This window comes from Vibrio rubrogenes (assembly GCF_059641415.1).
Genome location: NZ_JCARSY010000017.1, coordinates 38,792 through 61,121, shown reverse-complemented (window position 1 = coordinate 61,121; position 22,330 = coordinate 38,792). Strand labels below are relative to the sequence as shown.

17 protein-coding genes and 2 pseudogenes are annotated in these 22,330 nt (G+C 47.3%); 9 read left to right on the top strand and 10 right to left on the bottom strand.

The features are described 5' to 3' along the window. Positions 1 to 159 precede the first annotated feature (159 nt). Both AC55NX_RS13180 and greB read right to left on the bottom strand, forming a co-directional pair. A pseudogene (locus AC55NX_RS13180) lies at positions 160 to 2,350 on the bottom strand (Tex family protein); the annotation flags it as partial. Between the two features lie 24 nt (positions 2,351 to 2,374). After that, a complete protein-coding gene (gene greB, locus AC55NX_RS13175) occupies positions 2,375 to 2,854 on the bottom strand; it encodes a transcription elongation factor GreB (RefSeq protein ID WP_496996161.1) in 480 nt (159 codons plus the stop codon). Positions 2,855 to 3,143: 289 nt separating this feature from the next. On the opposite strand from greB, the gene AC55NX_RS13170 reads away from it, so the two are divergent. Further along, positions 3,144 to 4,811: a methyl-accepting chemotaxis protein gene (locus AC55NX_RS13170; protein ID WP_496996160.1), complete on the top strand. Its 1,668-nt coding sequence runs from the start codon at positions 3,144 to 3,146 to the stop codon at positions 4,809 to 4,811. 156 nt (positions 4,812 to 4,967) lie between these two features. Here AC55NX_RS13170 and purD read toward each other — a convergent pair whose 3' ends face one another. From purD to AC55NX_RS13145, 5 genes are all read right to left on the bottom strand, one after another. After that, a complete protein-coding gene (gene purD, locus AC55NX_RS13165) occupies positions 4,968 to 6,254 on the bottom strand; it encodes a phosphoribosylamine--glycine ligase (RefSeq protein ID WP_496996159.1) in 1,287 nt (428 codons plus the stop codon). Between the two features lie 119 nt (positions 6,255 to 6,373). Next, complete coding sequence (purH, locus tag AC55NX_RS13160; protein ID WP_496996158.1) at positions 6,374 to 7,966, bottom strand: bifunctional phosphoribosylaminoimidazolecarboxamide formyltransferase/IMP cyclohydrolase; 1,593 nt, start codon at positions 7,964 to 7,966, stop codon at positions 6,374 to 6,376. A 225-nt stretch (positions 7,967 to 8,191) separates the two neighbouring features. Continuing rightward, positions 8,192 to 9,394 carry a mannose-6-phosphate isomerase, class I gene (manA, locus tag AC55NX_RS13155; RefSeq protein WP_496996157.1) on the bottom strand — a complete coding sequence of 401 codons (1,203 nt, stop codon included), beginning with the start codon at positions 9,392 to 9,394 and terminating at the stop codon, positions 8,192 to 8,194. 242 nt (positions 9,395 to 9,636) lie between these two features. Beyond that, the gene (locus tag AC55NX_RS13150) at positions 9,637 to 11,274 is read right to left on the bottom strand and encodes a methyl-accepting chemotaxis protein (RefSeq protein WP_496996156.1); all 1,638 of its coding nucleotides are present in this window, start codon (positions 11,272 to 11,274) and stop codon (positions 9,637 to 9,639) included. 167 nt (positions 11,275 to 11,441) lie between these two features. Next, positions 11,442 to 12,317, bottom strand: a complete 876-nt coding sequence (locus tag AC55NX_RS13145) for a LysR family transcriptional regulator (protein ID WP_496996155.1) — start codon at positions 12,315 to 12,317, stop codon at positions 11,442 to 11,444. Positions 12,318 to 12,430: 113 nt separating this feature from the next. Here AC55NX_RS13145 and AC55NX_RS13140 point away from each other — a divergent pair, with 113 nt between their 5' ends. The 5 genes from AC55NX_RS13140 (at position 12,431) to AC55NX_RS13120 (ending at position 18,720) form a co-directional block, all read left to right on the top strand. After that, entirely contained in the window at positions 12,431 to 13,966 is a 1,536-nt protein-coding gene (locus AC55NX_RS13140) for an NADH-quinone oxidoreductase subunit L (protein ID WP_496996187.1), read from the top strand. Next, positions 13,963 to 16,401: a YbcC family protein gene (locus AC55NX_RS13135; protein WP_496996154.1), complete on the top strand. Its 2,439-nt coding sequence runs from the start codon at positions 13,963 to 13,965 to the stop codon at positions 16,399 to 16,401. Before AC55NX_RS13140 ends, AC55NX_RS13135 begins: the two co-directional genes overlap by 4 nt. Beyond that, positions 16,398 to 17,366, top strand: coding sequence for an L-threonylcarbamoyladenylate synthase (locus AC55NX_RS13130; protein WP_496996153.1), 969 nt, complete (start codon positions 16,398 to 16,400; stop codon positions 17,364 to 17,366). Before AC55NX_RS13135 ends, AC55NX_RS13130 begins: the two co-directional genes overlap by 4 nt. Positions 17,367 to 17,650: 284 nt before the next feature. After that, on the top strand, positions 17,651 to 18,124 hold the full coding sequence (locus AC55NX_RS13125) for a hypothetical protein (RefSeq protein WP_496996152.1): 474 nt from the start codon (positions 17,651 to 17,653) through the stop codon (positions 18,122 to 18,124). Between the two features lie 74 nt (positions 18,125 to 18,198). Then, a complete protein-coding gene (locus AC55NX_RS13120; protein WP_496996151.1) occupies positions 18,199 to 18,720 on the top strand; it encodes a hypothetical protein in 522 nt (173 codons plus the stop codon). A 109-nt stretch (positions 18,721 to 18,829) separates the two neighbouring features. Here the strand turns inward: AC55NX_RS13120 and AC55NX_RS13115 are convergent, their stop codons facing one another. Further along, entirely contained in the window at positions 18,830 to 19,207 is a 378-nt protein-coding gene (locus tag AC55NX_RS13115; RefSeq protein WP_496996150.1) for a winged helix-turn-helix transcriptional regulator, read from the bottom strand. A 75-nt stretch (positions 19,208 to 19,282) separates the two neighbouring features. On the opposite strand from AC55NX_RS13115, the gene AC55NX_RS13110 reads away from it, so the two are divergent. Then, the gene (locus tag AC55NX_RS13110) at positions 19,283 to 20,035 is read left to right on the top strand and encodes an SDR family oxidoreductase (protein WP_496996149.1); all 753 of its coding nucleotides are present in this window, start codon (positions 19,283 to 19,285) and stop codon (positions 20,033 to 20,035) included. A 99-nt stretch (positions 20,036 to 20,134) separates the two neighbouring features. Here AC55NX_RS13110 and AC55NX_RS13105 read toward each other — a convergent pair whose 3' ends face one another. Further along, a complete protein-coding gene (locus AC55NX_RS13105) occupies positions 20,135 to 21,025 on the bottom strand; it encodes a LysR substrate-binding domain-containing protein (protein ID WP_496996148.1) in 891 nt (296 codons plus the stop codon). A gap of 385 nt (positions 21,026 to 21,410) precedes the next feature. On the opposite strand from AC55NX_RS13105, the gene AC55NX_RS13100 reads away from it, so the two are divergent. Then, entirely contained in the window at positions 21,411 to 21,869 is a 459-nt protein-coding gene (locus AC55NX_RS13100; protein WP_496996147.1) for a GNAT family N-acetyltransferase, read from the top strand. A gap of 66 nt (positions 21,870 to 21,935) precedes the next feature. Here AC55NX_RS13100 and AC55NX_RS13095 read toward each other — a convergent pair. Continuing rightward, positions 21,936 to 22,049, bottom strand: a pseudogene (locus AC55NX_RS13095) (IS3 family transposase); the annotation flags it as partial. Here AC55NX_RS13095 and AC55NX_RS13090 point away from each other — a divergent pair. Then, a complete protein-coding gene (locus AC55NX_RS13090) occupies positions 22,045 to 22,269 on the top strand; it encodes a hypothetical protein (RefSeq protein ID WP_496996146.1) in 225 nt (74 codons plus the stop codon). The pseudogene AC55NX_RS13095 and the gene AC55NX_RS13090 overlap by 5 nt on opposite strands. The last annotated feature ends 61 nt before the right edge of the window (positions 22,270 to 22,330 follow it).

The window sequence follows — 22,330 nt, the reverse complement described above, 5'->3', positions numbered from 1 at the left end:
CTTTTGCAGAGCGTCATTCCCAGCGGCATCGAATCAATTACTTTTTCGCTTTGGCAAAGGCCGCTGCAAATGCACCACCCATCGCATTATTGGTGGCAACAGTATCACGGTGAGGTTTTTTTTGAGCCGGACGTGAAGTCGTCTGGTTGCGTGCGGTAGTACGATTCGCCTGACCCGGTTCGTCAGACAGGCGCATCGAGAGACCGATTCTCTTTCTCGCCACATCAACTTCCATCACTTTGACTTTGACGATATCACCGGTTTTGACCACTTCTCGCGGATCAGACACAAACCGATCCGTCAGCGCGGAAATATGAACCAATCCGTCTTGATGAACGCCGATATCGACAAAGGCACCAAAATTGGCAACGTTGGAGACGACTCCTTCGAGGATCATGCCGGGTTCCAAATCCGAGATTGCGTGGATATCGTCGGCAAACGTAGCCGTTTTAAATTCAGGACGAGGATCGCGTCCCGGTTTGTCGAGTTCTTTGATAATATCGGTGACCGTCGGCAGTCCAAAATGATCGTCAGTATAATCTCTTGCATTGAGGCTTTTAAGAAACTCGGTATTGCCAATTAATGACTTCATCTCTTGCTGATTGTTCTTTGCGATGGCAGATACAACCGGATAGGCCTCCGGGTGAACCGCTGAAGCATCGAGAGGGTTTTTACCGTCCATAATTCTCAGGAACCCGGCACACTGCTCGAACGCTTTGGGACCGAGACGGGGGACTTTCTTCAGGATTGTGCGGCTCTCAAAACGACCATGTTCATTGCGGAAAGCCACAATGTTATCCGCCAGTGTCGCTGAGAGGCCTGCAACGCGGGTGAGAAGTGCCGGAGATGCAGTGTTGACATCGACACCGACCGCGTTCACACAGTCTTCCACCACAGCGTCCAGACGTTTCGCCAGCAGTGACTGATTGACATCATGCTGGTACTGACCGACCCCGATTGATTTCGGATCGATTTTCACTAACTCCGCCAACGGATCTTGTAACCGTCGGGCAATTGAAACCGCCCCGCGCAGCGAGACATCCATCTCCGGAAATTCTTTGGCCGCCAGCTCGGATGCGGAATAGACCGATGCCCCCGCTTCACTGACGACAATTTTCTGAACTTTGAGATTACCCCGTTTGATCAAATCTGCGGCAAACAGATCGGTTTCACGAGAAGCAGTGCCGTTACCGATGGCAATCAAATCAACATTGAATTTGCGCACCAGTCCATCAATGACTTCAATGGATTTTTCATACTGTTTTTGCGGCTGATGGGGATAAATAGCCGTGGTTGCCAGTACCTTGCCGGTGGCATCGACAACGGCCACTTTACAACCGGTACGCAAACCGGGATCCAGTCCCAACGTTGCTCTTGGCCCTGCGGGTGCCGCCATCAGCAAGTCTTTCAAGTTGGTGGCGAAGACGTCAATGGCTTCAATCTCTGCCCGTTCTTTCATCGCAGACATCAGTTCCGTTTCCATATGCATGGAGACTTTAATCCGCCATGCCCAACTGATGACCTGCTGACGCCATGCATCAGCCGGTGCATCGCTGAGATGCAGCCCGTAGTGCTGTGCAATCAGGGTTTCGCAGTAAGAGCTGCGACGGCCTTCTTCCTGTTCAGGATCAGCGTTGAGTGCCAGTGACAAAATACCTTCGTTACGGCCACGTAACATCGCGAGGGCGCGGTGAGAAGGGACTTTACTGATCGGCTCTTGATGCTCGAAGTAATCCTTGAATTTCTCGCCTTCTTGCGCTTTTCCATCGATGACTGTTGAGACAAGTACCGCATGTTTGAGTAGATAATGGCGCAGCTTTTCCAGTAGATTGGCATCTTCAGCAATTCGCTCCATGATGATGGCTCGGGCACCATCTAAAGCTGCTTTGGTGTCATTAATCCCCTGCTCAGGGTTCAGATAAGCTTGTGCAGCTTGTTCCGGTTCGGTTTGCGGTTGTTCCCAGAGTTGATCGGCGAGCGGTGCCAAACCGGCTTCAATGGCAATTTGTCCTTTGGTGCGCCGTTTGGGTTTGTAAGGCAGGTAGAGATCTTCCAAACGGGTTTTACTGTCCGCTTGGATAATGTCCTGTTCCAGCTCGGGGGTCAGTTTTCCCTGCTCTTGAATCGATTTCAGAATGGTTTGGCGGCGGTCATCCATTTCGCGTAAATAGGAAAGCCGCGAGTCCAGTGTCCGTAGTTGGGTGTCGTCTAGCCCGCCCGTGACTTCTTTCCGGTAACGGGCAATGAAAGGGACGGTGCTGCCGTCATCAATCAGGTTAACAGCGGCAATAACTTGTTCAGTGCGTACATTCAGCTCTGAAGCAATCGTATGACAGATAGCTTGGCTCATCCGTATATTTCTCTCTCGATGTCGTTAGTCTTGTCTATATTCGATTCGGTTGATGAACCACGCTTTTGGCCCTTGGGGCGTTTCTACCGTGAATTCATCGTCAGGTTCTTTTTTGAGCAGCGCCCGGGCCATGGGCGAATCAATCGAAATGTAGTTCTTGGCATCCCCGTAGATCTCATCCGGGCCGACAATGCGAAAACATCGCGTCTCACCTTCATCATTTTCAATTTCGACCCACGCCCCGAAGAAGACCTTGCCGTCTTGCTGAGGTGAGTAATCAATGATTTTGACTTGTTCCAGACGTTTACGCAGATAGCGGATGCGTCGATCAATTTCCCGCAGGCGCTTTTTGTTATATTGGTAATCCGCATTTTCACTACGATCGCCCAGACTCGCTGCCCAAGTCACTTTTTTGGTGACCTCCGGGCGCTCTTTTTGCCAGAGAAAGTCAAGTTCTTGTTTGAGGCGATTATAGCCTTCTCGGGTAATCAGGTTGGTTTTCATCAGTGGTTATTAGTCGCAGACAATGTACATTTATGGGGCTACCTTAGCGAAAAATAGCAGAAAGGTTAATGGTTGTGTATCGAAGATGACGAAAGCTTTACGTTTTCCCTCGTGCAAAGAGAAATGTTGTCCTGCAGTTATGTATTTTTACGCGTTGTTTTCCAGAAGAGGAGCTGCGTGAGCAAAGAAATATTCATATATGGAATCAATTTAATGTAGTATTATTTAAACAAAAAGATAACATTCAACGTCATCGGCTTTTGTCAGCGAGAATACTGAGGAAAGCATCATGTCAAAATTAACCATTAAATCACGCGTCTATGCGCTGTCCATACTTCCCTTGTTATTGATTAGTTTTGGGATGATTTTTATATCATATCAACAAATGTCTAATCTCAATCACACCCAGCAACAGTTAATTCATCAACGCCTTTCCGAGCAGAAACGCGATGAGTTGAAGGCGTACATCGATATTATTGACTCTTCTCTGACTTCATTGAAAGAGCACAATGCTGATCGAAAAGATGTCATTGAAAAACTTTCTCAGATTCGTTTTGGTGACAGTGGTTATGTGTTTGGATACGACAGCAAAGGCAACCGTTTTTTCTTGGGAAATACCGGGAAGGGCATTGGTGAAAATTTCTGGGATATGAAAGATAGCAAAGGTAACTTTCTGATTCAGAATTTGATTAAGCAAGCCAAGAACGGTGGCGGATTTTCGAGCTATTTTTTCCCGAAACCCGGAGAAAAAGTTGCCTCTGAGAAGCTGAGTTATTCTCTCTATGAGCCTCAGTGGGACATGATTATCGGAATTGGATTTTATATCGATGACGTTGAAGCGATCACCGCGCAGATGACTGCAAAGTCCGAGCATGAAATGAAGCGGAGTTTTGTGTGGATGGCATCGATGGGAGCCGGTATGTTGTGCCTTGTGTCGGTGTTCACGATCTTATTTAGCCGTGGAATTTTGGGACCATTACAAAGGTTTGATCAGTCGATTGCCCGATTTGCCAATGGGGATGCCGATTTAACCGCGCGTATGGAAGCTTATCAGGTTCCTGAATATGCCTCTCTGAGCCATAACTTTAACCAGTTTGTCGAAAACCTCCAAAATATCATTCGCCAGTTGAGGTCAAACAGTGATGTGATTAGTAATGAAACCGGGTGTATGCTTGAGCGTTCTAATCAGGTTGATCAGTTATCGAACACACAACGGGAAGAAACGGAACAGGTTGCGACCGCGGTGACGGAAATGACCGCGACCGCACATGATATTTCTCAGAATGCCTCAAGTGCCGCAGCGGCTGCACAAGCTGCCGATGAGAAAGCAAAAGAAGCAATGGCGACCGTTGATTCTGCGGTTGACTCTGTTGCCGTATTAGCCGGGAAACTTGAATCTGCCAACATGGTGATGGATAAGCTCGAAAGCAATGTCAGCAACATTTCTTCTTCATTAGATGTGATTCAGGATATTGCCGAACAGACCAATTTACTGGCCCTCAATGCCGCGATTGAAGCTGCCCGGGCAGGTGAGCAGGGGCGTGGATTTGCGGTTGTTGCTGACGAAGTAAGAAAACTCGCCAGCCGGACACAACAGAGTACCGGAGACATTCATCACATCATTGAACAACTAAAAGGGGCAACCCAAGAAGCGGTCCAGTCGATGCTGGATAGTCGTTCTCAAAGTGAAGATACCGTGGCAAAAGCACACCAGGCAAGTGATGCACTGGCAGAGATCCTCGATTCTGTCAGTATGATTATGGATATGAACACATTGATTGCGACGGCAACTGAAGAGCAAAGTCAGGTGGGCCAGAATATATCTGAACGCGTTGTGATTATCTCCGAGCAAAGTTTACAAGTGGCCGAGGTTACGGATGAAAACCGTAAAGGAAGCCGTGATTTGAGAGACCAGACGCAAGAACTGAAATCACTGGTTGATCGGTTTACGGTTTAGTCGCGGGTAGATACTGACATCTCCAATCGGTCTGTTGGACAGGCCGATTTTTTATGCCTAAACAAAACCACCGCCTTGGGGCGGTGGTCAGAATGAATCAATAATTGTTACCACGAGTGGTATTGATTCAGCCAGATTCTCTCGATGTGGATGTGGCTATTGCTGCTCTCGGGCAATTGCGCGGTAGCCGATGTCACTGCGGTAGAAAACACCATCCCATTGAATCTGTTTCGCTAATGCATAAGCACGCTGTTGCGCCTCAAAGACCGTATTGCCTAATGCGGTAGCACAAAGAACACGCCCGCCATTGGTTACCACTTGGCCGTCTGCTTCGCGCGTGCCGGCATGGAAGACTTTCTCACCTTCCGTGTCTGTTTGCGGTAAGCCTGAAATGACATCACCTTTGTTGTAATCACCGGGGTAGCCACCCGCAGCTAAAACAATACCAATCGATGCGCGAGAATCCCATTTGGACTCGGCTTGATCGAGTTTGCCAGCAATTGCGGTCTGGCAAAGTTCAACTAAATCTGACTGAAGGCGCATCATGATCGGTTGCGTTTCGGGATCACCGAAGCGGCAATTGTACTCAATGACTTTAGGATTGCCCTGACCGTCGATCATCAAACCTGCATACAAAAATCCGGTATATGGATGGCCTTCCGCTGCCATGCCTTCCACGGTCGGATAGATGACCTGTTCCATGATACGGTCATGAATCTCTTGAGTGACGACGGGGGCTGGAGAGTACGCGCCCATACCACCAGTGTTTGGTCCGGTATCTTGATCGCCGACCCGTTTATGATCCTGACTGGTCGCCATTGGCAATACGTTCTTACCGTCAACCATCACAATAAAACTGGCTTCTTCGCCTTCCAGAAATTCTTCGATCACCACCCGGCTACCCGCATTGCCAAAGGCATTACCAGCCAGCATATCTTGAATCGCATCTTCTGCTTCTTGCAGTGTCATGGCAACGATCACGCCTTTCCCGGCAGCGAGGCCATCGGCTTTGACAACGATAGGTGCACCTTTTTCCCGGACATAAGCCAGTGCCGGCTCGATCTCGGTGAAGTTGGCATAATCAGCGGTCGGAATTTGATGGCGTGCCAGAAAATCTTTGGTAAAGGCTTTCGAGCCTTCGAGCTGTGCCGCGCCTTTCGTCGGACCGAAAATCGGCAGATCGGCAGCACGGAAGGCGTCAACAACACCAATCACTAACGGTGCTTCGGGGCCTACAATGGTTAAATCGATCGCGTTTTGCTGCGCGAAAGCAACCAAGCCTGCAATATCTTCAACGTCAATACCGACATTTTTGACCTTTTTCTCCAGCGCAGTGCCGGCATTACCGGGAGCGACAAAGACAGTTTCGACCTGTGGGTTTTGCGCGACTTTCCAGGAGAGTGCATGTTCACGTCCACCAGAACCGATAACAAGTACGTTCATAAAGATGAATTCCTGTGTTCAAGTTGTTTGCCTCCAGCGGAGGCAGCACGTTGAGAATGATAATGAGTCAGAGCCCTGATGAGCGAACCACGGACACTGACTCAGGTTGTGCGTCTGACTTAGTGTCTGAAATGGCGCATACCGGTAAAGACCATCGCCATACCGTGTTCATCGGCAGCAGCAATGACTTCATCATCGCGCATTGAGCCACCCGGCTGAATCACACAAGTAACACCCGCTTCCGCCGCAGCATCAATACCATCACGGAATGGGAAAAATGCGTCGGAAGCCATCACGGTTCCTTCCACTTTCAGATTTTCGTCAGCGGCTTTAATCCCGGCAATTTTCGCAGAGTAAACGCGGCTCATTTGTCCGGCACCGACACCGATAGTCATGTCTCCTTTCGCGTAGACAATCGCATTTGATTTGACATACTTGGCGACTTTCCAGCAGAACAGTGCATCTTTCAGCTCAGTTTCGGAAGGTTGGCGCTTTGAGACGATTTTCAAATCATCGACACTGACCATGCCCTGATCACGATCCTGAACCAGCAATCCGCCATTGACACGTTTAAAGTCATAACCGGTGGTTTTATCTTGCCATTGACCACAGACCAGCAAACGGACATTTTTCTTCGCTGCGACGACTTCAATCGCGTCATCGGCTACGGTGGGGGCAATAATCACTTCCACAAACTGTCGTTCAACAATTGCTTGAGCCGTGGCTGCATCCAGTTCACGGTTGAATGCGATAATACCGCCAAAAGCAGAGGTTGGGTCGGTCTGATAAGCGCGGTTATAAGCTTCGAGAACCGAGCCTCCTAAAGCGACACCACATGGGTTGGCGTGTTTGACGATCACACAAGCTGGCTCGGAGAATTCTTTCACACACTCTAAAGCAGCATCCGTATCGGCAATATTATTGTAGGAGAGGGCTTTGCCCTGAATCTGCCGAGCGGTCGCGACAGACGCTTCTTGCGGATGACTTTCGACATAGAAAGCCGCAGATTGGTGACTGTTCTCACCATAGCGCATATCTTGCTTTTTCTCGAACTGCATATTGAAGGTCCGGGGAAATTTCGAATCTGCATCGCCTTCTTTGTTCTCACCGTAAGAAGGAACCATCTTGCCAAAGTAGTTGGCGATCATGCCGTCGTAAGCAGCAGTATGTTCGAAAGCTGCAATCGCGAGATCAAAGCGTGTTTCCAGCGTGAGTGAATTGCTGTTCGCATCCATCTCGGTGATTACGCGTTGATAATCGGAAGCATTGACAATAATGGTAACATCTTTATGGTTTTTCGCGGCAGAACGCACCATCGTCGGGCCACCGATATCAATGTTCTCAACTGCGTCAGCCAGTGAACAGTCTGCTTTGGCAACGGTGGCAGCAAATGGATACAGATTAACAACCACCATATCGATGGGCTGGATACCATGTTGAGCCATGACTTCGTCGTCTTGTCCCCGACGGCCTAAAACCCCGCCATGAACTTTTGGGTGAAGAGTTTTGACACGACCATCCATCATTTCAGGAAATCCGGTGTAGTCGGAAACTTCAGTCACAGAAATACCTTGTTCAGCTAAAAGGCGGGCGGTGCCACCTGTTGACAGAATGTCAACGCCACGGTCAGCCAGTGCTTTGGCAAACTCTACAATACCAGTTTTGTCTGATACGCTGATAAGCGCACGGCGAATAGGGCGAGCGTTATTCATTGCTTCCTTCTTCCTCAAATTCACAGAGTTGATTGAACGAAATAGATGTCAAATTTTGTGGCGCACATTCTAGCGAATTAATCACTAAAAAGCTCGCGCAATCGTTTGGCATGAGCAAATTAATTCTCAATTCGTTATTTTTTCTGGGAATGAAAGTGAATCATGGCATCGAATTCAGAAGAATTGATGCCATATAAAAGGATACGGTGATATGCGTGGATATGACTAGTTATACACTCTCGCAACCCGACCGGATGCATTAATCCGATAGCTGCGGGCAGCGGCCGGAATAAACGCGGACTGACCTTTATGTAACGTGAGCGTCAGACCACTTTCATGCTGCAAGTGGGCATCTGCATCGATCGCAAAAACGATTTCTGCACTGGTGGTTGTGAGGGTAACGTCGCGCGGGGACGGATAAATTGAGAATTTAAAGTCATTGACCGGGACTGGATAATGACAAACACCCTCAGATTTTTCCGGTGCAATCAGCAGTGTGTCTTGCGGTTTAGGCGCGAATGACGTGCATTTCGCCAATTCCTCAACATCAATGTGCTTCGGGGTCAGCCCCGCTCTGAGCACATTATCTGAACTGGCCATCACTTCCAGTCCGGTTCCTTTCAGATAGGCGTGAGGGGTTTTGGCATCCAGATACATCGCTTCACCCGGTTGTAAAATCACATAATGGAGCAAAAGCGCAGAGAACAGCCCAATGTCTTCGGGATAATCTTGTGCTAAATCGAGAATCAACCGAGCGAGCGGATCATCTTGTTGATGTTGTGCTGCGTAAGCCAGCAATGCCGTAATTGCCTGTGATTTCCGTTCCCCGGACAATGACAGCAAACGAATAAAGAATGACTGAAATCCGGTTGTGCTTTTGTCCGCTTGCAGTTGCTTGACCAACGGTTCAATCGGCTGAAGATTCATCTTCGTCAGCGTCCGGAGAATGTCGTCTAACGGGCGGAATCCGTTCAGTGCGTGATAAGGTGTTAAGGCATACACCAGCTCAGGCTTGTGATTGGGATCTTTGTAGTTACGCTCGGGAGCATTGAGGGGGATGTGTTGTCGGTTCTCGCGTTCGAATCCTGTTTCCGCATCTGTTTTGCTCGGATGAACCTGAATCGAAAGCGCTTTGTCTGCCGCCAACACTTTAAACAAGAATGGCAACTCGCCATAAGCCTGATGAGTTTGTGCGGATAAACACAACGATGGATAGTGTTCAATGAACTCAGCAAGAGAGTAGTGTTGCTCACCTTCGATAAGCTGAGAGCATCCACCCGGATGCGCCCCCATCCAAATTTCAGCCTGAGGCAAATGTTCCGGATTTGGAATATTAAACAGATTGTGGATGGCGTGCGTACTTCCCCACGCATAGTGTTGAATCACATTTTGCATTAAATAGAAGGGGAGTATGGCTTTATCGTTCATGGTCATCCTGAATAAGTGACTGGTTTATAAAATAGGTATTAAATCATATTTATGGTATCCGACTTTGTACTTATATCAAATGTATGCCAATCATTGGCAGAGACATTTTTGGTGCGAGATGTCAGAACAGACCATCAGCGCATCAATTGTACTCGGTAATTGTACTCGGTAATTGTACTCGGTTTCAGTGATGATCGGCCGATTCAATACTGAATGCTTTGCCCCTTGACCGCCGGGAGTGGTTAGGTTTTGAAAACACTAAAACTCTGACTTAAGGATTGGCTGTCTTGGAGCAGTCTCTGGCTGGTGTTGCCAATATCCTGTGCGCTTTCGGTGATTTGTCGGCTGTGCTCGGCTAAATTGGTTATGTTATGACTGATATCCTGACTTGCCGAAGATTGCTGCAGACAGGCTGCTGCAATATTTTCGTTGAGTGCCTGAATCGTATGGATTTGCTCATTGATGTCATTGAGCATCTCTTGTGCTTTACGGGTTTCTTGTTGCGTTTCGAGCGACTGTTGTTTGGTTTGAGCCATGGACGAACTTAAATGACTAGCTCGTTTCTGCAAGGCCGTAATGATTTCTTCAATTTCATCAGTACTCTTTTGCGTTCGGGTTGCAAGGGTTCGCACCTCGTCAGCGACGACGGCAAATCCTCGCCCTTGTTCACCTGCGCGAGCCGCTTCAATTGCAGCATTGAGTGCCAGGAGATTGGTCTGTTCAGCGACACCACGAATGACATTCAACACTTCACCGACGTTATCCGCATCTTTAGTCAGATATTGGGTATTTTGTTCGGTTTCAGTCAGTAATTCAGACAAGGAGGTCATATATTGGGAGGCGTTGATGAGAACTTGACTACTCTCTTGGCTCTTTTGACGGGCAATTTGAGCGGAGCGGGCTGCTTCATCCGCCGCTGTTGCAACATCTTGCGTGCTTGACTGCAACTGGTTCATTGCAGAGGCCACGGAATTGGCTGCTTGTAATTGCTGTTCCGATTTTTTGATAGACTGTTCGGCAACCGCGTTGAGGTCTGTTGCGGAATGGGTGAGATTGGTAGAAATTGGCTTAATGTTTCGGATCGCGTCACAAATTTTAACGGTAAAGCGGTTGAATGCGGTTGCAATCTGGGCAAACTCATCTTTGCCATTGACGGGGAGCTGGCGGGTTAAATCTCCTTCTCCCTGAGAAATATCATTCAGGGCTTGACGGGTTGTATCGCAGGGGCGCGTGATACTGCGGATGATCAATGCTGATAATACGCTCAGGACCAACACAATCAACAATCCAGACCACAAGGCCATTGTTGTTCTCTCTGCAACCAGTTGGTCGACATCATCCACATAAATCCCCGAACCGATGATCCATCCCCAAGGTTTGAATAGTTTTACGTAAGAGACCTTTGCTACATCGGTCTCTGAACCGGGTTTGGGCCACATGTAATGGACTACGCCACCGCCTTGATTCTTGGCAACTTGCACCATCTCTAAAAAGAGCGCTTTTCCGGTCGGATCTTTGGCCTGAGAAAGGTTTTTGCCATCCAGCTGCGGTTTAAAGGGATGCATGATCATTGTGGGAGTGAGGTCGTTGATCCAGAAGTAATCATTTTTGCCATAGCGAAGATGTTTGATGGCTTGTTGTGCTTGTTGTTGTGCGACTTGACGGGTCAGCGTTCCCTCAGTTTCTAATTGGTGATAGTAAGAGAGCAAGCTATAAGTGCTTTCAATTAAATGTTGTGTCTTAATTTGCTTCTCTTCCATGAGATCATGCTTATATTCTATTAAGAGTTTGGTAAATAACATCATGATTAATAAAATATTTGCGAAGAGTAGCAGATACAGGCGTGTTCTTATTTTGGTTTGGCGTAGGCTGAAAAACATAACAACAATTCCTCTCTTTATAGAAATAGTGTTCCAACTTAGGTATATCAGAAAATTGTTGTGTAAATGTAAATAAATTACTTTTTTGTTAAGCGGGTAGCGAACTGATTCACTTTGATGCATTTAAGTTGATTCAACCTCTTCACCGCGGTATCACTGGCCGTGTGTTAAAGAATTTTAAACAACTTTTTCAGGATCGGCAGTTCCACATGGCGTTTGGCCGTAATGGCATAAAAGCTTTCGATGACAGAATCTAAGGTGGCATAGCTTTTCAGGGTTCCGGCCTGAATTTCATCCTGTACCACGACTTCGGGAATCACCGCGACAGCTCCGGCATCCCGGGTCAACAGTCGCAACATCGCCATATCATCAACTTCTGCATAAGGGGTGACTGACAACCCATGTTGCTCGCAATACAAATCAAACTGAGTACGGATCTCACTGTCCGGTCCCGGTAACAGTAATTTGGTGTGCATCAGATCTTGTGGAAATCGTAACGTCCCGAATTCCGGTGTATTGGGCCCGACCAGACAGACCCCCTGTTGTGCAATTAACTTACACCGCCATGGTGTCGTTGAGTCGGAGGCGACAGGGCGGTTGGAGAGAATCAAATCCAGCTTATGCACGCGAAGCTGTTCCAGCAGATCGTCAAAGTTAGAAGAGCACAGTGCCAGTTTGACGTTATCCCGACCAATCACCGGACGCAGAAAGTTCTCCTGAAAGTTCCGCGAAAGCGTTGCCACCGCACCAATCCGCAGCTGTTCGACGCGGTGTTGTTCACCGCTTTCCATCATCGACAGTAACTCACTGCCCAGATTAAAAATACTCTCGGCATATTCCAGCACCAGATGCCCCACATCAGTCAGTAATAACGTGCGTCCTCGACGATGGAACAGGTTATGGCCGAGCTGTCCTTCTAATTGTTTGATCTGAGAGGAGAGGGCCGATTGAGAGACGTTGAGCTTTTGTGCGGCGCGGGTCAGATGTCCCTCTTTGGCAACAGTCCAGAAGTAGTGCAGATGATGAAAGTTGAGGTTTCTCATTCTATTGTTCACTTAAAAAGAACGGTTTGTGAATATCTATCTATTTTACATCTCATTTTACTTGCTGCAACAATACGCCCCAATTGATACACATTTTCAGGAGAGATGATTTGATAGATTTGATACCGGGCGACGATTGCATTGCTGCCCTGTACGGACTCGGCTTCTTGGTCTGCCTTGTAACCCGTAAGCATGATTGGGCGGTTGCCCGCACCACATCACGCCTTGCGTTACTCGCGAGTATCGGCGTTCCCTTAGGTTCAGGATTGCTGACCCAGACGTTACCACCGGCTTTACCGACCCTGATGGGGTTACTGATTACGTTACTCGGGTGGGTGATTATTGATTATGCCTCTCGTTACCTCGAAGGAGACTCCGGCCAGCGTCGCTTTGTGCGGGCGATGTTATTTACACTCGGCTCGGTCGCCTTGCTGGTGAAAAGTGACAACCTTTTACTGATGATGTCGGCATGGAGCGCAAGTAGTATCAGTCTGCATTTTTTGCTCACACATTACCGGGATCGTAAAGCGGCAAAAATCGTGGCGCATAAAAAATTTCTGGTCAGCCGCATGGCCGATGTCTGTTTAATCGCTGCGTTGTTCCTGATGTATCAAACGCTGGGGAGCTTCTCGCTGCCGATACTCAATCAGCAACTTGGGCAGATGACGACACTCCCGCCGGAATTAAATATTGCGGCTTGCTTATTTGCTGTTGCTGCGATTCTCAAAACCGCGCAATTACCCTTGCATGGCTGGTTGATTCAGGTGATGGAGGCTCCGACACCGGTGTCAGCCTTACTCCATGCCGGAGTGGTCAATATGGGTGGCTTCGTGCTGATTTCGCTGGCAGCGCTGCTGAATCTTGCCCCGCTGGCACAGTCAATGTTGGTGATTGTCGGTAGTACCACGGCTTTACTGGCCGGATGGGTGATGATGACACGCATCAGTATCAAGGTGCGTCTGGCATGGTCAACCTGTGCGCAAATGGGATTTATGCTGATGGAAATCGGCCTTGGACTGTACGAACTGGCACTGCTCCATCTGATTGCCCACTCCGTTTACAAAGCGTATAGCTTTCTCAGTGCGGGAGAGGCGGTTGCTCAGACGGTGTACCGGGATTACTTCCCGCAAGCGGTTCGCATTCAAGGCGTTTTCGGGTCGGTATTACTCTCTGCTGCGGTGGTTATCGGCATGCCGATGCTATGGCAGCAGTGGCTACCGAGCTTGTCGTTACCGCTTTCTGCCAGCGTGATTCTGATCTTGGGCTGTGCACCGCTGTTTTGGTGTGCAGGCAATACGGCACGAGCGGGGATGGCGATCGGTGTGCTGCGCAGCAGCTTGGTCTTACATCTGTACCTGTTATGGCACAGCGTATTTGCGCATGTTGCACCGCCAGCCGGCCCTGAACAGATAGGATTACTTGGATTTGTCGCGGTGATCTTCGCCTTGCTCTATCTTGGTCAGATCGGGATTCGTTGTTATCCGCACAACCGCATGGTGAAACGCCTTTATCCCTGGGTCTACAACGGATTTTATCTCGATGAGACGTTCACCCGTTTCACCTTCAAAGTCTGGCCGATAAAACTGACGCTTGAACAAGCTCAGACGCAGGTCAACCGCAAGCATTCCATCGTCGGAGAACCCGTATGACAGCATTACTTGGTGATGAACCTAAGATAACCGATACGCTGAATGCAGCGATTGAGACGGCGTGCGACAGTATTGCGCCCAACTGGCCGCTGGATCGGATGATTGCCGTGAACCCGTATTGGTCATTGATTGACCGTCCTTTCTCGGAGGTGGCACATCATCTTGCCCAGTTTGCGGGCTCACCGATGGCAATGCCGTTGGATTATTACCGCGAGCGCTGGGAAAACGGCACCATTAATCATGCGGATCTGGCGCAAGCGCTGGCATCATTCAAGTTGGCCAAAGGTTGGGACGTTGCAGCAGCAACCGCTACATTGCAAGCGGATGATCTTCCTCCGACGCCGGCACCTTTGCTGTGCGATATGCTTGACAGCCAGCGTCATCTGAACCACGAGCCTGCGTGGTGCGATACCATCACCCATCAGATTGCTCAGTTTTGTGCCGCTTATTTCGATCAGGATCAGGCCGACTGGCACCCGCATAGTGAGGTGGGATTGTATCAAAGCTGGCGTGATACCCTGTGTCACGATCACAGCGTTGCGTTACTGATGAAAGCAGCCCATATTCCTCATCGGGCTACAGAGATGGCGACTACCCCGCGTGAGCAAATCCGACGGGTGTTAATGCTGTTAGATATTGATCCCGAGCAGTGGCAAGACTATTTGCAAGCGGTAATCTACCGGGTCAGTGGCTGGGCGGCATGGTGTGCCTATCTCAAGTGGCAGGCGCAGTTATCGCAACAAAATGACGAGACGCTGATCGATTTACTGGCAATTCGCTTAAGCTGGGAGTGGCTGGTGGATGATCAAGCACGCCATTCCGGATCAGTCTGGCAGCGTTGGCAGCACCGTTGGCACCAACATTTTCAGCAATATCAGCCAGAGATCATCAACCGGCGGCTGATTTGGCAACGGGCGCATGAAATCAGCTATCAGCGTCAGCTCAGCCAAGCCGTCACCCAGCCGACCCCGATGCGCACACATGCCCCGAAAGTTCAGGCGGTATTCTGTATTGATGTGCGTTCCGAAGTGATTCGGCGTCATTTGGAAGAACAAGGGGAGGATATTCACACCCTTGGATTTGCAGGATTTTTCGGTTTGCCGGTCAGTTTTACCCCGCTTGGCACCGAAATAAAACGCCCGCAGCTGCCCGGATTGCTGGCTCCGTCATTGACCATAGGCGAGAGTGTCGGCTGTGGTGAACAAGATGCGAAGCTGGCCGGGCAAAGACAGGCGGCATTGCAGCGCGAATCGGGTTGGTCGTGGTTCAATACCATGCCGGCCTCCACCTTCACACTGGTTGAAGCTCTGGGGTTAGGCTATGTCGGTAAACTGATTAAACGGGCTCTGCCGCTACACGGACATTCGGCTAAAGCACCGGGACTGTCGGCCACCAATGCCAACCCGCTTCGCCCGACATTACTCGCTGCTCCTGAACAACAAGTGACGCTGGCTGAAAACATATTGAAAGGGATGGGGCTCACCACCGAATTCGCGCCCATTGTCCTGTTGATCGGTCACGGCAGCGAAAGCGCTAATAATCCACAGCGTGCCGGTCTGGACTGCGGTGCGTGTTGTGGTCAAACCGGTGAGGTGAATGTCCGGGCTTTAGCCCAAATGCTGAACCAGCCGACTGTTCGTGAAGGTTTAACGCAACGTGGTATCCAAATACCTGACTCAACCCGCTTTGTGGCCGGATTACACAACACCACCACAGAAGCGCTGTCGCTGTACGATACCGACATTTTTGATGAGCAGGTTCAACTCACGCTGCAAACATTGCAAAAGCAACTGGACGCTGCATCTCTTGCAGCGCGGATGGAGCGCGCACCACAATTAGGATTGACACATCATTCCCGGAGCACGCTCCAAAAGCGGTTCAACCGACGTGCCAATGACTGGGCTCAGACGCGGCCTGAATGGGGGCTGGTCAATAACGCGGCGTTTATTGTTGCTCCGAGACAAAGGACTCGTGGTATCAAGCTCGACGGACGAACCTTTCTCCATGAATACCACTATGAGCAGGATCCGGATGCAAGCGGGCTGGCGCAGATTATGACCGCACCGATGATCGTCACCAACTGGATTAACATGCAGTATTACGCTTCAACGGTGGATCATCACCGCTATGGCTCCGGGAATAAAACCTTACATAACGTGGTTGCAGGGAGACTGGGTGTATTTGAGGGCAACGGCGGAGATTTGCGCATCGGCCTGTCTCGTCAGTCGCTGCACGATGGTCAACAGTGGCGCCATGAGCCGTTACGCTTAACGGTGGTGATCGATGCGCCGGAAGCAGCGATTGAGTCGGTGATAAGCCGCCATCCGATGGTCAAACAACTGGTCGATAACCAGTGGCTTTATCTTGCCCGGTTTGACCAACACCAACTGGCTTTCTTCGATAATGGCGTATGGACTGTGAGAGACCGGACATGAAAACAGAGATTCTCAACGCACAAATTCCGGCAGCGCTACAGCGTGCCGGAGAACTTTTAAAGGCCGGTCAACTGGTGGCTGTGCCGACCGAAACCGTTTACGGACTGGCGGCTGATGCGAGTAACGCGGAGGCGGTTGCGCAGATTTTTACCGCCAAACAGCGGCCGAAAAATCATCCGCTGATTACCCATATCGGTCATTTGGAGCAACTTGAACGGTGGGTCAAACATGTGCCGGATTGGGTGGCACCGTTGGCTGATGCTTTCTGGCCCGGCCCGCTGACGCTGATTTTTGAACGCCATCCTTCGGTCTCTGATGTGATCACCGGCGGGCTGCCGACCATTGGGGTCAGAATGCCCAATCACCCGGTGTTACTGTCGTTGTTACAGCAGTTCGATATGGCGGTTGCAGCCCCGTCTGCCAACCCTTATCAAAAGCTGAGCCCGACCAGTGCGGAACAGGTGATCCACGGCTTGGACGGCAAAATCTCAGCCGTTCTTGATGGGGGAAACTGCGATGTCGGGACTGAATCGACCATCTTGCGGGTTGGTGAGCATCAGGCTGAAATTTTACGTTGCGGGCCGTTATCCGCCGCAGATCTCCAGCCTTATTTGCCGTTTCCGATCAGCGTGCCGCACAGCCACACCGAATCGGTGTCGGGCAATCAGAAAGTGCATTATCAACCCAATGCCAAAGTTATCATCTGCCCGACCGAATCACTGGCAACCCTGCTGCAAGCGGCACCGCAGACCTCCGGTATTTTAGTTTATTCGCCGCTACTCCATCAGCTCGATTGCCCCCATCGCATCGTCGTTACCGGTAATCACCATGACTATCGCAAGGCGCTTTATGCCGCATTGCATCGTTTAGATCAGACGGGGGCCGAACAACTGCTAGTCGAGGCGCCGCCTCGTTTACCTGAGTGGGCAGATATCTGGGATCGATTAAGCCGCGCGGCTGGTTGAGGTGGGGGGAGCGGGGGGAATTGTGGTACGGACATTGGTTCCAAGTACCGTTTTTGTTGTTAAGGAGATAAAGTACGGTGTTCGGGTACTGTTTGAATCTATACTCTATATTATTCAAAGTGACTCACTTTTAAGTTTCAGGAGCCTTTTTGTTTACACTATATGGCTAGATTTGACTATTTTTTGAAGTTGTGCTTTGTTTTATAACAATTAGGTGTACTTCATCTAGATCTCATTGTTGACATTGCCATTTGATTATATTTCTCAGGTATAAAGGATTTATAGTGAAAAAAAGCATCATTTTTTTGATTTTATCTCTTCCTTTCAATGTTAACAGTAAACCTTTACTTCCATATAAGATTTTATCTGGGGATGAAATTATTATGGAAATAGATGGAGATGGTTCAGTTACTAAAAACAAAGGAACTAAATTTTGCAATGAAATTCAAAAATCCAATAATATTAAATTGGATGATTTTAACCATAAATTCAATCAAAATATAAAAACATCTCGTCATATGGGAATTTTGTGTAAACAAAGTGTGAAAGTAATAGAGGAGCAGTCAAAGTTTCTAAACTATTATTGTGGTAAACGTGATTTTTCTGAAGAAATTTCTGAACTGTGTGAAAGTTTTGAAAATCAGTTTTTAAATGCTGTTGATAGATTGAATTATTTTTCAGGTATATATTTTTCTACTGTAGTTGATAGGGAGAGAGAGAAGATAATTAGTGATAAAAAAGAAACAATGAGTTATTGATATCTTATGAAACGCAAAAGAAGGAATTGATTTCATTTTGTGAGGAACAATATATTCCTATATATGAAAATGATATGTTAGGTATAGAAAAGTTTAATAACTACGATAAAGGAATTAAAGATACTGATGTAGTTAATATTTTGCTTGAATATAAATTTTTATCATTAAACTTACCTGAGATATGTAAGTCACAAATTAGATATAGTAATTTGATTAAAGAAGTTCAATTAGCAAAGAATTACCTATTATCAAAAATTGAAAAAACTAAAGATCCACATAAAAGTAATAATCAACGATATGTTAGTGTTATAGATTCTTCTTCTATAGATGTATATACAAATAAAATGGCTTCTTATGCAACGTTAATTGGTAGAGCTAGTGCTTGTGGAATTGATCCAGAAGTTGAATTGTTAAAGGTTGGGAAATGGATGGATAATTGGTTCGAACTGTTCAAACTTGATAATAAAATGCGTTCGATGTATCAAATTATATTTATTAATGGTGCAAAACTTCATGCAAATCAACAGATTTCTGGTGAAAGTCCAGATAACTGTGAACAGGTTATTAGGGCTTACAAGAATGTCCATTGGCCATAAAATTATTATTGGTTTTACACCGTGTGATAAGTTATTTGAATGTTTTTATATAATTAGTCGTCTAACTCAATTTAATAATGATTCAAAAAAACAATGTTAGTGATCCCCATCAAATTGACTGATTGGATGTTTGAAACAGCTGTTCTCTGTATTCTGTCATCCAGTGAGCTAAAGAATCTAAAGTCGGCTTTAGGGTTCTCCCCAAATCCGTTACACAATACTCGACTCTGGGCGGCATTTCCGGATAGACCGTCCGCGTCACGAGCCCTAGATTTTCAAATGACCTCAGTTGCTTGGTTAATTCCTTTTGGGTGATTGGACCGATTGCACGCTGTAACGCCCCGAACCGTATGATATCGTTTGTCACAATCAGCCGATAGAGAATTGGGATCGCCCACTTACCTGAAACAATATTTACAAAATCAACCATAGGGCAGGATGACTCGCGATTTGCGGCGTTATTTAAATTTTTTTCTTTGGTATCCATTTGGTACCTACTATTTAATTGAAACTATGATCGTCATAATGCCCCTGAATGAAGGTAAATACAATCGAGGACATCATGACATTAAGACTACAAAATAAATATGCGTTGATAACCGGAGGCTCTGCCGGGATCGGTTTGGAAACGGCAAAGCAGTTTTGTTTAGAAGGCGCTCACGTTGCTATCACGGGGCGGAATGAAGCCAGTTTGGAAAGTGCAAAAAGCTATTTGGGTGACAATGCCATTACGCTTCAAAGTGATTCTGCCGATATACAACAACAGCAAGCTTTAGCGGATGAAATCAAACGACAATTCCCGAGACTCGATGTGATTTATATCAATGCCGGAGATGTGACACACAAGCCATTCGATGAATGGGATGAAGCGGCTTTTGACCGGGTTATGAACACCAATTTAAAAGGGCCTTTCTTTCTCATCCGGGCATTATTGCCGTTATTGTCTGATTCAGCTTCGATCATTTTATGCGGGAGCGTTTCAGCACAAATCGGATTACCGCAAAGTAGCATTTATGCTGCCAGTAAAGCCGGGCTTATCTCGCTTGCCCGGACATTATCGGGAGAACTGAAACATCTGGGAATTCGTGTGAATACACTGAGTCCGGGGCCCACATTGACAGAGGCATTTGACAAATTTGGCTTACCGGAAGATGAACAGGCGGCTCTGATCGATCAGGTCAAAAAGCTTGTGCCATTGAAGCGCTTAGGGACACCACTTGAACTAGCAAAAGCAGCAGTTTTTCTCGCCTCTGATGAGTCTTCTTATATGCTCGGGTCTGAACTGCTTGTTGATGGCGGTGTCGGGAATTTATGAGGTTCCCCTTGCAGATAAACAAACGCTTTCATCGCAACATGTTAGCTGGCTTCTGCCCGCTTTTTTATATGGGGTGCTGACTCGGTGTTTACGTCACGATTAGACGTTTAATTCTTTTTGTAACCACGATTTAAATGCATTGACTCTCAGAACCCGTGAAGATGAAGGGTCGCTAATGACAGAATAGCGAATTCCGGGGTTTAGCCCGATATTGAATGGCTTAACTAACATACCTCGTTCAACAAAGTCTGCCGAAATACTTTCAGTCGCCAGACATGCGCCGTGTCCGGCGACGACTGCATTGATCGCCATATCAAAGGTACTGACTTCCATCCATTGAATCCCTTCTCTTTTGGCACTGACATTTGCAATGCGAAACCATTGCTCCCAGCTAAAAGGAGCAGCGTGAAAATCAATTAACCAACAGCTCAGGAGTTGCTCTGGACTATCGAACTTCATTGATTCCGCGAGTTGCGGAGAACAATAAGGGTAGATGTCTTCTTCAAATAGTGTCTCTTGATCTAAATCCAGATGCTTTACATTTTCATTTCCTTGCCAGATTAATACATCCGTTTCGGTGTGGCGAATATCGATTTCTTTCACGCTTTGTACCCGAATTGGGACATGTGGGAACGCCATAGTGAACTTCCACAGTCTAGGCATTAACCAACGTGTGGAGAATGAACGAGGCGCACTGACGTTCAGCATGCCTTCGAGTGGTTCATTTTGAATTCGGTTTAATCCAGTGATGATGTTTTTAAAACCGTCATTGACATGCTTTTGAAGTATTTGTCCCTTATCGGTCAAATGCATTTCACGTCCACGACGGATAAATAATTTACATCCCAGACGGTCTTCAAGTTGTCGTAGCTTTTGGCTGATGGCTGCCTGTGTGACATGCAGTTCTTCAGCCGCTTTACTATAGCTTTTCAGACGAGAAGCCGATTCGAAAAAACGCAGTGCTGAAAGATAACGGAGTCGATTGTCCATAAGTTGTACTTATAGTTCCTGTAATGAATCGTTGTTCGTAACGGAAGTGATTAACATCGATAATAGCGGCATCTAATCAGTAATCAAGAGTAATACGATGCTGTTAACCGTACTTTACAAAAATAGTTTTCTTATCAAAATATTGAAATTTATATATTTTAATGTTTTCCCTGATAAGGATAGCCATAAGATTACCGATATGAATAATCATCTTAAAAAAGATATTGGATTATGCCCTGAAGAGCAAGATGATCACCATCACTCAAGGTTTCTATAATCTGAAATAATGGGAGAGTTAGCTTAGCTTCAGATGACAGATTCAGTGTAATGGTTGATTATAGGCGTTGGTTCATCAGTAAAGGTTATAAGTGGAGATAAGCTAATTATGGATATTATTATTGATGACTTATCGAGTGATGCTGTCATTAAACTGCTCGAAGAGCACCTCGCTGATATGTACGCGACTTCCCCCCCGGAAAGTGCTCACGCTCTTGATGTCGATAGCCTTCAATCTCCTGAAATTACATTGTTTAGTTGTTGGGTTGACGATGAGTTACAAGGTTGTTTAGCAATGAAACAACTAACGCCAGAGCATATCGAACTGAAATCTATGAGAACGTCTAATACGGCCAGACGGTCTGGTATTGCGAGTCATTTACTGACGCATGTTTTGAGTATTGCGAGTGAAAAGGGGTATCGGCGGGTAAGTTTAGAGACTGGGTCTCAGGCGTTTTTCAAACCAGCCAGAAATCTATACAAAAAATTTGGGTTTCGTTATTGCGGGCCTTTTGCCGATTATAAGGAAGATCCCCATAGCCGCTTTATGACAAGAGAGCTTGGTTAATCCATAAATATGTTGATATTTCATGCGCTCTATCCCTGACAGAACGCTATGAGAAGCAATGTTGGGGAAGAACCCTTCACAAGCCGCGTTATCTGCACAATGGCCTACAGCGCTCATGCTGCTGGTTAGGCTCTTTTGCTTGAGAAAGCGCTGATAGTCTCCGCTGGTAAATTGTGTGCCTGTGTTCTGTGAGCGCCAAGCACAGGTATTTAAACCCTACTATGAGCTTTCTGTTGACCAAACCACCGGAGCAGTGAAAACCAGCCAATATTGTGATAACGAATTGGTCAGGGCTTTAAAAGGGGTGATGACTGCCGGACGTGAATTAATCACCCGTGTTTTTGCGTGGCGGATTGAGTCCGGCCTTGCACCTTCTTTTAACTTGGAGTTCTGTGAATAAGTGTATTTTGCGTTAATTCATAACAGTTTTAAGTGAGTATCAATAGTCTTTAATACCAATA